Here is a 12,890-nt window from a genome sequence, read left to right on the forward strand (position 1 = left end):
ACGCGCAGGGGCCCGCGACCGGATCGGTCGCCGGCCCCTGCGCGTAGTCAGGCGTCAGCCCATGAACTTCTTGAACTCGTCCGGCAGTTCGAAGTCCTCGCCCGGCTGCCCGGCGGGCAGACCGAACGCGCCGCCCTGCTGGGCCTGCTCGCGGCGGGCCGCGGCCGCTGCCTCCTCGGCCTTGCGCTTCATCGGGTTGCCGCTCTTGCGCTTGCCCTTGGCCTGCTTCTGCTGCTTCTTCTGCCGGCCGGTACCGCCGCCCATGCCCGGGATACCGGGCATGCCGGGCATCCCGCCGCCCTGGGCCATGCGCGACATCATCTTGCGAGCCTCGAAGAACCGCTCGACCAGTGACTTGACCGCGCTGACCTCGACACCCGAGCCCTTGGCGATACGGGCGCGGCGCGAGCCGTTGATGATCGTCGGGTCGTGGCGTTCGCCCGGGGTCATCGACTTGATGATCGCGGCCGTGCGGTCCACGTCGCGCTCGTCGATGTTGTTGATCTGGTCCTTCATCTGCGCCATGCCGGGCAGCATGCCGAGCAGCTTGGAGATGGAGCCCATCTTGCGGACCTGCTCCATCTGGGCCAGGAAGTCGTCGAGAGTGAACTCCTTGCCCTTGCTGCTCGCCAGCTTGGAGGCCATCTTGGCGGCCTCTTCCTGGCTGAAGGTCTGCTCGGCCTTCTCGATCAGCGAGAGCATGTCGCCCATGCCGAGGATGCGGGACGCCATGCGGTCGGGGTGGAACGCGTCGAAGTCGTCCAGCTTCTCGCCGTTGGAGGCGAACATGATCTGCTTGCCGGTGACCTGCGCGATGGAGAGCGCGGCACCGCCTCGGGCATCTCCGTCCAGCTTGGACAGCACCACCCCGTCGAAGCCGACACCGTCGCGGAACGCCTCCGCGGTGTTGACGGCGTCCTGACCGATCATCGCGTCGACGACGAAGAGGATCTCGTCGGGGCTGACGGCGTCGCGGATGTCCGCGGCCTGCCGCATCATCTCCTCGTCGATACCGAGACGGCCGGCGGTGTCGACGATGACGATGTCGTACTGCTTGGTGCGCGCGTACTCGATCGAGTCCTTTGCGACCTGGACCGGGTCGCCGGTCCCGTTGCCCGGCTGCGGCGCGTACACGCCGACACCGGCGCGCTCGGCGACGACCGCGAGCTGGTTGACGGCGTTGGGGCGCTGGAGGTCGCAGGCGACGAGGAGCGGGGAGTGCCCCTGCCCCTTGAGCCAGACACCGAGCTTTCCGGCCAGGGTGGTCTTACCGGCACCCTGCAGACCCGCGAGCATGATCACGGTCGGGGAGGTCTTGGCGAACCGCAGGCGCCGGGTCTCGCCGCCGAGGATGCCGATGAGCTCCTCGTTGACGATCTTGATGACCTGCTGGGCGGGGTTCAGCGCCTGGGAGACCTCGGCGCCGGTCGCGCGCTCCTTGACCTGCTTGATGAAGGAACGGACCACGGGGAGCGCGACATCCGCCTCGAGCAGCGCGATACGGATCTCACGTGCCGTGGCGTCGATGTCGGCCTCGCTGAGGCGGCCCTTGCCCCGGAGGTTCTTGAATGTCGCTGCAAGGCGGTCGGAGAGGGTATCGAACACGGCGGTCGCGGGTCCTCAAAGGTCGGAAGCGGGCGGTCGGTCGCCCACCAGGGTATCCGGCCGGGCAAGTACGCAGCAGACACGGGCACCGCCCGGCCGCAGACCCGCTAGGCGCGCAACGCGCTCTCCAGTGCCTGCGCCACCTGGGCAGCCTCGGACGGGGACAGCGGAGCGCCCTTCGGATCGGTGACGTAGAAGGCGTCCACCGCGTTCGCACCCAGCGTCGAGACGTGTGCACTGCGCACCCGTACCGCGGCGGTCTCCAGGGCGCGGCCGATGCGGTGCAGCAGTCCCGGGGCGTCCTGGGCGCGGACCTCGATGACCGTCGCACGGCGTGAACCGGCCGGTGCGAGCGTGACCCGCGGCGGCGGTGCCGTGACGCCGCGCCGCCGGGGGTAGGCGGCCTCTCGTTCGGCCAGGCGGCTTCGGATGTCCAGGGAGCCGTCCAGAGCGCGGACGAGGTCGGCACGCAGCCGGGTGGCCTGCGGCAGCGAACCGTACTCGGCGGCCACGCGCCAGTCGAGGACGAGGACCGAGCCGTCGCCCAGTTCGGTCGGCAGCTCGATGGCGCGTAGGTCGGCCGCGCGGACGGTGAGGCGGTGCAGCGCGAGGACGCCGGCCACAGCGGGCAGGACGCCGGGCTGGTCGGGCAGGGCGATGAGCAGCTCGACGCCGACCGGTTCGGTCCCGCCCTCCTCCTGCGGCGTCGTGGCCTGGGCGTGCAGGGCGAGGGCGGGCTCCCTGGTGCGCAGGGCCTCGACGGCGAGGCGTTCCTGTTCGGCGGTGGGCGCGGCGTCGTCCGGCTCGGGTGGGGGGTCGCCGGCGAGTACCGCGGCGACGCGCCGCACGAGGTCCGCGACGAGAGAGCCGCGCCAGGAGGACCAGGCCGCCGGCCCGGTCGCGAGGGCGTCGGCCTCGGTGAGGGCGTGCAGCAGTTCCAGGGTGCCGGTGGAGCCGACGACGGAGGCGACGGACGCGACGGTGGCCGGATCGTCCAGGTCCCGCCTGGTCGCGGTCTCGACGAGCAGCAGATGGTGGCGTACGAGGGTGGCGACAACCTCCACATCGGCGCGGTCGAAGCCGATCCTGATGGCGACGTCGCGCGCGATGGTCTCGCCGGCCACGGAGTGGTCGCCCGGCCAGCCCTTGCCGATGTCGTGCAGGAGTGCGGCGGCCAGGAGCAGGTCGGGACGGCCGACGCGGCGGGTCAGGGCGGACGCCTTGACCGCTGTCTCGACGAGATGGCGGTCGACGGTCCAGGTGTGCACGGCGTTGCGCTGCGGCCGGCAGCGCACCCGTTCCCAGTCGGGGATGAGCCTGGTGATCAGTCCTTCGGCCTCCAGTGCCTCCCACACGGGGACGGTCGACTCCCCGGCGCCCAGCAGGGTGACGAGCTCCTCGCGTGCGTCCGCGGGCCAGGGCACCGACAGCGGGCCCGCCGCCTGGGCGAGGCGGCGCACGGCGTGCCGGGAGACCGGCAGGCCGGACTGGGCGGCCGCGGCGGCGGCGCGCAGTGTCAGGACCGGGTCGCGGTCGGGCCGTGCGGTACGGGCGAGCACGACCTCGCCGTCCTGCACGACGACGCCCTCGGCGAGCGGGGTGCGCTCGGGCTGGATGCTGCGCCCGCCGCTCAGCATCGCGCGCAGCCGGGGCCGTACGGCGCGGGACCTGAGCACGCGGCCAACCTCGCGCCAGGTGACGTCGGTGGCGTACGAGACGGTCCGCGCGGCCTCGTACACCAGGCGCAGCAGGGCGTCGGCGTCGAGCAGGCCCAGCTCGGCTGCGACCTGGTCCTGTTCCTGGAGGGAGAGGCGGTCGGTGGCGCGTCCGGTGGTCCGGTGGAGGGCGTCGCGGACGTCGAGCAGGGTGCGGCGGGCCTCGGCGAGGCCCTCGCGGGGCGCGTCGGCGAGCCAGGACGCGGCGACCGCGCGCAGCGCGGTGACGTCCCGCAGGCCGCCGCGCGCCTCTTTGAGGTCGGGTTCCAGGAGGTACTGCAGCTCACCCTGGCGGGCGGCCCGTTCCCGGCACAGCTCGTCGAGTTCGGGCAGGCGCCGCGGCGCCTGGTTGCGCCAGTCCGCGAGCACGGCGGTGCGCAGGGAGGCCACGAGCCCCAGGTCGCCGGCCACGGCCCGTGCGTCGAGCAGGCCGAGCTGCACCTTCAGATCCTCGCCTGCGGTCCTGCGGGCCTCGGCGGGGGTGCGTACGGAGTGGTCGAGGGCAAGGCCCAGGTCCCAGATCGGGTACCAGATGCGGTCCGCGACAGCGGCGACGGCCGCCGGGTCCGCGCTGCCGTCGTGCAGGAGCAGCAGGTCGAGATCGCTGCGCGGCGAGAGCTCGCCGCGGCCGTAGCCGCCGACGGCGACGAGTGCGGCGCCCCGCACCCCTGTCTCCAGGGCCGCGGTGGCGAAGAGGGCGGCCAGCCAGTCGTCCGTGAGCTTGGCGAGGGCCGCACGGCGCGGCGGCCCGGACCGCGCCTTCTCATCGAGAAGGCGCAGCCGGGCCGCCGCATAGCCGCTGGGTCCCGAGTCTTCCGATTCACCGATCACGTCGAGGCTCACCCAGCAGCTCCTGTTCGTCGTGGGGTCAGAGGGCGTCGGGGCCGCGTTCGCCCGTGCGGACCCGCACCGCGGTGTCGACCGGGACGCTCCAGACCTTGCCGTCACCGATCTTGCCGGTACGGGCGGCCTTGACGATCACATCCACGAGCTGTTCGGCGTCGTCGTCCTCGACCAGCACCTCGATGCGGATCTTGGGGACGAGGTCGACGGTGTACTCGGCGCCCCGGTAGACCTCGGTGTGGCCGCGCTGCCGGCCGTAGCCGCTGGCCTCCGTGACCGTGAGCCCCTGGACGCCGAAGGCCTGCAGGGCCTCCTTGATCTCGTCCAGCCGGTGCGGCTTCACGACTGCGGTGATGAGCTTCATGCGTCCACCTTCTTGTTCTCGGCTGCGGCTGCGACGGAGTCCGCCGGTACGGGGGCGGCCTTGCGGGAGCCGGTACCCCCGCCCGCGCCGCTGAAGTCGTACGCGGTCTCGGCGTGCTCGACCTGGTCGATACCGGAGACCTCGTCGTCCTCGTCGACCCTCATGCCGATCGTCTTGTCGAGGACGAAGGCGAGGACCGCGGAGACCACCAGAGAGTAGGCGAGGACCGCGAAGACACCGATGGCCTGCTTGCCCAGCTGGTCGAAGCCGCCGCCGTAGAAGAGGCCCTTCACGTCGGACTGGACACCGCCGGTGGCGAAGAGGCCGACGAGCAGGGAGCCGATGACACCGCCGACGAGGTGGACGCCGACGACGTCGAGGGAGTCGTCGTAGCCGAACCTGAACTTCAGACCGACGGCCATGGCGCACAGCAGACCGGCGATGGCGCCGACCGCGATCGCGCCGAGCGGGGACACGGCGCCGCCGGACGGCGTGATGGCGACCAGGCCGGCGACCGCGCCGGACGCGGCACCGAGGGTGGTGAAGGCGCCGTGGCGGATCTTCTCGTAGATGAGCCAGGCGAGCATCGCGGCGGCGGTGGCGACCTGGGTGTTGACGAACATCACCGCGCCGACGCCGTCGTCGTTGCCGAGCCAGGAGCCCGCGTTGAAGCCGAACCAGCCGAACCACAGGAGCCCGGCGCCCAGCATCACCAGCGGCAGGCTGTGCGGACGCATCGGGTCCTTCTTGAAGCCGACACGCTTGCCGATGACCAGGATGACGCCGAGGGCCGCGGCACCGGCGTTGATGTGGACGGCCGTGCCGCCGGCGAAGTCAATGACGCCCATCTCGAACAGCCAGCCGCCCGCGCCCCAGACCCAGTGCGCGACCGGGAAGTAGACGACGGTGACCCACAGCGTGATGAACAGCGCCCAAGCGGTGAACTTGACGCGGTCGGCGAGGGCGCCGCTGATCAGCGCCGGTGTAATGATCGCGAACATCAGCTGGAAGACGGCGAAGACGTACACCGGGATGGTGTAGCCGTCCCAGAGCTCGGTCACGCCGATGTTGCCGAGGCCGACGTAGTCGGAGCTCCAGCCGACGATCGAGCCGATGTCGGTACCGAAGGCCATGCTGAAGCCGTAGAGCACCCACAGGATGGTGACGATCCCGAGGCTGATGAAACTCATCATCAGCATGTTCAGGGTGCTCTTGACTCGGACCATGCCTCCGTAGAAGAAGGCAAGACCAGGCGTCATGAGCATCACCAGGGCGGAACAGATGAGCATGAACCCTGTGTTGGCGGCAGACAGCTCGGGAGCGTCTGCGGCAAGGGTCGAGATGCCTGGGGGCATCGGCGTCTCCTCGTCGTCGTGCGGCCGCGTGCGGGCGAAGCCAGTGCGGTAAAGGCGGGCCGGTTATGCGCCATGAGGTTGGCGCAGCGCGGTTTCGACAAATGCCGCTCGATGTTTCGCGGCCGTGACGAAGAGGCCCGGGATGTTACGTCGCCATGAACGGGCTGATCGCCGCCGGGGCCGGTCGTATCATCTCGGCCCGGCACAGGACCGGCCGCGACACTCACCCGAAGACCTGGCACAGGGGGAGCCGAGTCGGACAGTTCGGGGGGAGGGCCGCGGCCGGGGTATGAGGCCCGCAGGTCAGACCGCTTCGGCGGTCTCGGGCAGCTGGGCGGTGAGGCGGTCCGTGAAACGGACGACCTCGGGGACGTCGCCGTAGTCCCTGGCCGCCGTGTCGACGGTCTTGCGCAGCCGGGTGTTGACCCGCTCGGAGCGCACCTTCCTGGCGACGACGAGGGCCTGGTCGGCGAAGGCGGTGGCCTGCTCCGGCTCCTTCTTCAGCAGGTGCACGGTGGCCATGCCGATGAGGTTGAGTGCGTACGACCGCTGATGCTCGGCGTCCCGCGCGAAGAGTTCGACGGCCCGCTGCATGACCGGCTCGCTGAGCGAGGCGTAGGTGGGGCTGCGGCCCGCGACGTAGGCGAGGTCACGGTAGGAGTGGGCGTTCTCGCCGTTGAGCTCGGCCTCGGTGAAGAAGCGGATCCAATCCGGCTCCGGCTCGTCGTCGAGTCCGACGTCGGCGAAGGTGTCCTCGGCCATGCGGACGGCCCGCTTGCACTTGCTGGGCTGGCCCATGCCGGCGTAGGCGCGGGCCTCCATCGCATACAGCATGGCCTGGGTGCGGGAGGTGGCGCAGTCGCGGCTGCCGTACTGCGCGAGGTGGATGAGCTCCAGGGCGTCGTCGGGCCGGCCGAGGTGGATCATCTGGCGGCTCATCGAGGACAGGATGTACGAGCCGAGCGGCTTGTCGCCGGCCTCCTTGGAGGCGTGCAGGGCGAGGACGAAGTACTTCTGGGCGGTGGGCTGCAGTCCGACGTCGTAGCTCATCCAGCCGGCGAGCTCGGCGAGCTCGGCGGCGACCTTGAACAGCCGGCGCTCGGTGGCGGCGGGCTGGGGCTCCTGGAGCAGGTCGGTGACCTCGTGGAGCTGGCCGACGACCGCCTTGCGCCGCAGCCCGCCGCCGCACTGGGCGTCCCACTGGCGGAACATGGCGGTGGTGGACTCCAGCAGGTCGAGCTCGGGGCCGGACAGCCGGGCGTGCCTGCGCAGCGGGGTGGGCGGCTCCTGCCGTGCCGCTCCGTCCCCGGGGGTGGGCACGAGCCAGCGCTGCATCGGTTCGACGAGGGCGGGGCCGGCGGCGAGGGCGAGCGAGGTGCCGAGGAAGCCACGGCGGGCCAGCATCAGGTCGCTGCGGGAGAACTCGCTCAGCAGGGAAACGGTCTGTTCACCCGCCCAGGGCAGGTCGACCCCGGAAACGGAGGGTGCCTGGTGAGCGGTGCGCAGTCCCAGGTCCTCGATGGCGACGACGCTGCCGAAGCGCTCGGAGAACAGCTCGGACAGGATGCGCGGGATGGGCTCGCGGGGCTGCTCGCCGTCCAGCCAGCGGCGCACCCGGGAGGTGTCGGTGCTGATGTGGTGTGCGCCCATCTGGCGCGCCCTGCGGTTCACCTGGCGCGCGAGTTCGCCCTTCGACCAGCCGCTGCGCACGAACCATGAGCTGAGCTGTTCGTTCGGGCGCTTGCCGGTGCTCGTACCGTCTGCGCCGCTGCCGCTCACTGGATTGCCCCCATCCGCCGGTGCCCTCTCGCCCGAACGCCTACCAGAATGCCGTGGGTCACGACTGCCCGCTGTCCAGCACACGGTCATCCGGGAAGCCGCATTGCCCCTGGCATACCCACGCCCGTGCGCTGCAATTGCAGGCTCGTGCACTGAAAGTAATCCCACGATCACGTGTCAGCGAAGTGGGATTGCAGAAACGCCACCATTCGCCACCCCTCCGGGTGAAGCCGCCTGCGGTCAGGCGCGATTCACTTGACGCAGCACGATTTGGGGTGGCGCAGTGTCGCACGGGCAGGCGCGCGTCGCATGCCTCACTCCCCCAGAGCCATCGCGCGCTGCCGGACGCCGACTGGCGGCGACGGAGCGTCACCGACGGGCTTCTGGTCGTAACCACCGGCGCGCTCGACCCGTTGGAGGGGGCATGGGCTTCACGATCGGCGGTACCCGGGGGATCAGTCAGATCCGGCCCGGCTCCCGGCGCCGCGGGCGCACGACGGAGGCCACCGCGGTGGCCGAGTACACCGGGCTGTGGGGCTGGTCCGTGATTCCAGGAGCACGCGCCGCAGCCGGCCGCTGCTCCTGCGGCGACACGGGATGTGCCGCACCGGGCGCCCATCCCCTGGACTTCGCGCTGGAGGTCCCGCCCGGAGCCACGCTCGACGAGGCCGCCGAAGCCTGGTCGGAGGTGCCGGGCGCCGCGCTGATGCTGCCCGTGGGCCGTACCTTCGACGTCCTCGACGTGGGCGCGCCGGCGGGCCGCCGTGCGCTGGTGCGCATGGAGCGCATGGGCCTGCGGCTCGGCCCGGTGTCGCAGACGCCCGAGGGCCGCTGCCAGTTCTTCGTCGCGCCGGGCGCAGCCGCCGGACTGCCCCGGCTGCTCTACCGGATGGGCTGGGACGACGCCGATCTGGACCTGCGCTGCCTGGGACCCGGCGACCACATCACCGCCCCGCCGTCCGACCGCGGCGGTCTCGGCCCGGTGCGGTGGCTGCGCGCTCCGTCCCTGGACACGGCGGCGGCACCGCCCGAGGCCCGGCTGCTGCTCGGCACACTGGCGTACATCTGCCACCGCAGCCGCTGAATTCCCGCCCGGCGCAGCCGGTGCGTTCTTGCCCGGCGCACGCGCAGGGGCCCGACCGCTGACGACGCGGCCGGGCCCCTGCGACTGCCGGGATCAGTCCCCGATGAGTGCGTCGACGAAGGCCTCCGGCTCGAACGGGGCCAGGTCGTCCGCCCCCTCGCCCAGACCGATGAGCTTCACCGGTACGCCCAGCTCCCGCTGGACCGCGACGACGATGCCGCCCTTGGCCGTGCCGTCCAGCTTGGTGAGCACGATGCCGGTGATGTCCACGACCTCGGCGAAGACGCGCGCCTGCACCAGGCCGTTCTGACCGGTCGTGGCGTCCAGCACCAGCAGGATCTCGTCCAGCGGAGCGTGCTTCTCCACGACGCGCTTGACCTTGCCGAGCTCGTCCATCAGGCCGGTCTTGGTGTGCAGCCGGCCTGCGGTGTCGATGAGCACCACGTCCGCGCCCTCGGCGATCCCCTCCTTGACCGCGTCGAAAGCGATCGAGGCCGGGTCGCCGGCCTCGGGGCCGCGGATGGTGCGGGCGCCGACGCGCTCGCCCCAGGTCTGGAGCTGATCGGCGGCTGCGGCACGGAAGGTGTCGGCGGCACCGAGGACCACGGAGCGGCCGTCGGCCACGAGCACGCGGGCGAGCTTGCCGGTGGTGGTGGTCTTTCCGGTGCCGTTGACGCCGACGACCATGACGATGCCGGGGGTGTCGAGACCGCTCTCGGTCCTCACCGCGCGGTCCATGTCGGTGCCGACCAGCGTGAGCAGCTCCTCGCGGAGGAGTTTGCGCAGTTCCTCGGGCGTACGGGTGCCCAGCACCTTCACGCGCTCACGCAGGCGCTCGACGAGCTCCTGCGTCGGGGCGACGCCGACGTCCGCCGTCAGGAGGGTGTCCTCGATCTCCTCCCAGGTGTCCTCGTCGAGGTGCTCACGCGACAGCAGCGTGAGCAGCCCCTTGCCGAGGGTGTTCTGGGAGCGGGCGAGGCGCGCGCGCAGCCGGACGAGCCGGCCGGCGGTCGGCTCGGGGATCTCGATCGCGGGCGCGACGGGCTCGGCGACGACCGGGTCCTCGACGGCGACCGGCGTCCCGACGGCCTCCTCGGCCGTCGGGAGGTCGACCTCCTCGATGGTGCGGCGGGCTTCGTCCCGCGGTGCCTCCGCCTCGTCGCCGACGTGCGGTTCGGCGGGCGGAGCAGTGATGGTCGGCGTGCTCGACGGTGCCGAGGGCGGCAGCTTCTTCTTGCGGCTGCTGACCACGAGCCCGCTGATGGCGCCGATGGCGACCAGGGCGATGACTACAGCAAGGATGACGATTTCCATAACGCAACCCAGTATGGCGTGAGCTCTCGCATGTCGGTTCGTTCCCTTAGGGGGTTTCTTCCCCTAAGGGCCGGGCTGGTCCGTCGTCCGGCCCGGCGTCGGCCAGAAGCCCCACGTGGGCGGAGTCACAACGCGTCCAGTAGGCGGTCGCGTCCGATGGGCGCGTGTGCCCGTGTACACCCATGGTCGGCTCAGCCCATGTCGTGGGCCGAGCCGACCGCCGCCGACGCCACGGGTTTTCATCTGACGCTGTGTCAGCTACCGTCCCCTTCGCCATGCCCACATCCGGCGGAGGGGACGACCCATGGCCTTCACGGTGGTCCGGTTCAACCTGGTGGAGCCCGACGGGACACCCGACACGCTCGCCGCCCGCTACCGCGCGGCCCTGGAGATGGCCGCGTACGCCGACGACCGCGGCATCGACACCATCCAGACCGAGGAGCACCACGGGGCCGCGAACAACTGGCTGCCTTCGCCCTTCGTCCTTGCCGGCGCGATCCTCGGCACCACCCGCCGTATCGCCGTCACCGTCTCCGCCGCCATCGGGCCGCTGCACGATCCGCTGCGCCTGGCCGAGGACATCGCCGTGCTCGACCTGCTCGGCAGGGGCAGGCTCGTCACGGTCGCCGGGATCGGCTACCGGCCGCAGGAGTACGAGCGGGCGGGTGTGGAGTGGGGTAGGCGCGGCGCGCTCCAGGACGAGCTGCTCGAAACGCTGCTCGCCGCGTGGACGGGTGAGGAGTTCGCGTACCGCGGCCGCACGGTGCGCGTCACGCCCCGTCCGTACACCCAGCCGCATCCGCTGCTGCTGGTCGGCGGTTCGTCACGGGCCGCCGCCCGCCGGGCGGCGCGCCTGGGGCTGCCGTTCTTCCCGAGCGCGCATCTGCCGGAGCTGGAGGCGTACTACCACGAGCGGCGGGCCGAGTACGGCACTGAGGGCTTCTGCATGATGCCTGCCAAGAGCACGCCGCTGCTGCACATAGCCGAGGACCCGGACCGGGCGTGGGCGCTGTACGGGGAGCACTTCCTGCACGAGGCGCGCACGTACGCGTCCTGGCAGTCCAAGGACATCCGCTCCGCAGTGCGCTCCACCGCGGACACGGTGGAGGGGCTGCGCGAGGAGGGCGTCTACCGGATCGTCACCCCGGACGAGTGTGTGGCCCCGGACGCCGACAGCCTGGTGCTGCACCCGCTGTGCGGGGGCCTGCCGGTGGACGAGGGCTGGCGGAGCCTGCAGCTGATGTGTGAAGACGTACTGCCCCGGCTCACGCGCTGAGCCGGGGCAGTTTCCGTGGTGAGGAGAGGGGCAGCGGGGATTAGCCCATCTCCTCCAACGCCTTGCCCTTCGTCTCCCTGACGTACCTGAGCACGAACGGGATCGAGAGCACGGCGAAGACCGTGTAGATGATGTAGGTGCCGGAGAGGTTCCAGTCGGCGAGGCTCGGGAAGCTCGCGGTGATGGCCCAGTTGGCGATCCACTGGGCCGAGGCGGCGACGCCGAGCGCGGCGGCGCGGATCCTGTTCGGGAACATCTCGCCGAGGAAGACCCACACCACGACGCCCCAGGACAGGGCGAAGAAGAGCACGAAGCCGTGGGCGGCGATCAGCGCGACGACGCCCTGGGTCTCCGGGAGCTTGCCCCCGACGAGGTCGGCGGAGAAGGCCCATGCCTCGAAGGCCAGCGCGATCGCCATACCGGCGGAGCCGATGAGTGCGAGCGGTCGGCGGCCGATCCGGTCGACCAGGACCATCGCGATCACGGTGCCGACGATGTTGATGATCGACGTGGTGAACGAGTAGAAGAACGAGCTGGACGGGTCGACGCCCACCGACTGCCACAGCGTCGCGGAGTAGTAGAAGGCGACGTTGATGCCGACGAGCTGCTGGAACACCGAGAGCCCGATGCCGATCCAGACGATGGGCAGGAAGCCGAAGCGGCTGCCGAGCAGGTCCTTGAAGGTCGACTTGTGCTCGCGGCGCATCGCGAGGTCGATCTCCTCGACGCGGGCGTCGAGGTCGACGTTCTTGCCCTCCACCTCGGCGAGGACCGCCCTCGCCTTGTCGGTCCTGCCGACGGAGATCAAAAAGCGCGGCGATTCGGGGATCGCGAAGGAGAGCAGGCCGTAGAGCACGGCCGGGACGACCATGACGCCGAGCATCCACTGCCAGGCCTCGAGCCCGCCGATCTCACCGCGCTGCTCACCGTCGGCGAGCTGCAGGACGCCGTAGTTGACCAGCTGGGAGACCGCGATGCCGATGACGATCGCGGCCTGCTGGAAGGAGGCGAGCCGGCCACGGTACGCGGGCGGGGAGACCTCCGCGATGTAGGCGGGGCCGATGACGGACGCCATGCCGATGGCGAAGCCGCCGACGATGCGCCACAGCGCGAGGTCCCACAGGGTGAACGGGACGGCGGAGCCGACGGCGCTGACGGTGAAGAGCGCGGCCGCGATCTGCATGCAGCGGATGCGCCCGATGCGGTCGGCGATACGGCCCGCGGTCGCGGCGCCGACGGCACACCCGATCAGGGCGACGGCGATGACCTGGGCGAGCGTCCCCGAGCCGATGTCGTAGCGGTCCCGGATCGCCTCGACGGCACCGTTGATGACGGAGCTGTCGTAGCCGAAGAGGAAACCGCCCATCGCGGCGGCCGCCGCGATGAAGACGACATGCCCGAGGTGTTCGGGGTGGGCCTCGCGGGCACCCGATGGCGGCGGGGGCTGCGCTGTGCTGGTCACGTGTACTCCTGGGGCCGTTCGGCGGCGTCGCCGGACGTGGGGCGAGCCCTTCAAGTGGCGCACAGGTTCTGCGCGCCCACCACTTGAAGATAA

Annotated in this window: 9 protein-coding genes; 2 read left to right on the forward strand and 7 right to left on the reverse strand. The window is 71.2% G+C overall.

Annotated elements, in window-relative coordinates; all coding sequences use genetic code 11:
- Nucleotides 1-54 precede the first annotated feature (54 nt).
- From ffh to ACH5AF_RS10450, 5 genes are all read right to left on the reverse strand, one after another.
- The gene (gene ffh, locus ACH5AF_RS10430) at nt 55-1,605 is read right to left on the reverse strand and encodes a signal recognition particle protein (RefSeq protein ID WP_398901151.1); all 1,551 of its coding nucleotides are present in this window, start codon (nt 1,603-1,605) and stop codon (nt 55-57) included.
- Between the two features lie 107 nt (nt 1,606-1,712).
- Entirely contained in the window at nt 1,713-4,163 is a 2,451-nt protein-coding gene (locus ACH5AF_RS10435; RefSeq protein WP_398901152.1) for a [protein-PII] uridylyltransferase, read from the reverse strand.
- Nucleotides 4,164-4,188: 25 nt separating this feature from the next.
- On the reverse strand, nt 4,189-4,527 hold the full coding sequence (locus ACH5AF_RS10440) for a P-II family nitrogen regulator (RefSeq protein WP_005311372.1): 339 nt from the start codon (nt 4,525-4,527) through the stop codon (nt 4,189-4,191).
- Nucleotides 4,524-5,882 (reverse strand): ammonium transporter, encoded by a 1,359-nt coding sequence (locus tag ACH5AF_RS10445; protein WP_398901153.1) that lies wholly within the window; start codon nt 5,880-5,882, stop codon nt 4,524-4,526. Before ACH5AF_RS10445 ends, ACH5AF_RS10440 begins: the two co-directional genes overlap by 4 nt.
- A 303-nt stretch (nt 5,883-6,185) precedes the next feature.
- Nucleotides 6,186-7,661, reverse strand: coding sequence for a hypothetical protein (locus tag ACH5AF_RS10450; protein ID WP_398901154.1), 1,476 nt, complete (start codon nt 7,659-7,661; stop codon nt 6,186-6,188).
- A gap of 424 nt (nt 7,662-8,085) precedes the next feature.
- Between ACH5AF_RS10450 and ACH5AF_RS10455 the strand changes: the two genes are divergently transcribed.
- Nucleotides 8,086-8,745 (forward strand): bifunctional DNA primase/polymerase, encoded by a 660-nt coding sequence (locus ACH5AF_RS10455; protein ID WP_398901155.1) that lies wholly within the window; start codon nt 8,086-8,088, stop codon nt 8,743-8,745.
- 93 nt (nt 8,746-8,838) lie between these two features.
- Here the strand turns inward: ACH5AF_RS10455 and ftsY are convergent, their stop codons facing one another.
- The gene (gene ftsY, locus ACH5AF_RS10460) at nt 8,839-10,059 is read right to left on the reverse strand and encodes a signal recognition particle-docking protein FtsY (protein ID WP_398901156.1); all 1,221 of its coding nucleotides are present in this window, start codon (nt 10,057-10,059) and stop codon (nt 8,839-8,841) included.
- 304 nt (nt 10,060-10,363) lie between these two features.
- Between ftsY and ACH5AF_RS10465 the strand changes: the two genes are divergently transcribed.
- Nucleotides 10,364-11,335: an LLM class flavin-dependent oxidoreductase gene (locus tag ACH5AF_RS10465; RefSeq protein ID WP_398901157.1), complete on the forward strand. Its 972-nt coding sequence runs from the start codon at nt 10,364-10,366 to the stop codon at nt 11,333-11,335.
- Nucleotides 11,336-11,375: 40 nt separating this feature from the next.
- On the opposite strand, the gene ACH5AF_RS10470 is transcribed toward ACH5AF_RS10465, so the two are convergent.
- On the reverse strand, nt 11,376-12,797 hold the full coding sequence (locus ACH5AF_RS10470; protein WP_398901158.1) for a sugar porter family MFS transporter: 1,422 nt from the start codon (nt 12,795-12,797) through the stop codon (nt 11,376-11,378).
- Nucleotides 12,798-12,890 lie beyond the last annotated feature (93 nt).

The organism is Streptomyces sp. NPDC018833 (assembly GCF_044390825.1).
Lineage (GTDB): Bacteria > Actinomycetota > Actinomycetes > Streptomycetales > Streptomycetaceae > Streptomyces.

Coding starts and splice junctions, on each gene's coding strand:
- ACH5AF_RS10440 (WP_005311372.1), bottom strand. CDS start 4,527: ATGAAGCTCATCACCGCAGTCGTGAAGCCGCACCGGCTGGACGAGATC.
- ACH5AF_RS10445 (WP_398901153.1), bottom strand. CDS start 5,882: ATGCCCCCAGGCATCTCGACCCTTGCCGCAGACGCTCCCGAGCTGTCT.
- ACH5AF_RS10455 (WP_398901155.1), top strand. CDS start 8,086: ATGGGCTTCACGATCGGCGGTACCCGGGGGATCAGTCAGATCCGGCCC.
- ftsY (WP_398901156.1), bottom strand. CDS start 10,059: ATGGAAATCGTCATCCTTGCTGTAGTCATCGCCCTGGTCGCCATCGGC.
- ACH5AF_RS10465 (WP_398901157.1), top strand. CDS start 10,364: ATGGCCTTCACGGTGGTCCGGTTCAACCTGGTGGAGCCCGACGGGACA.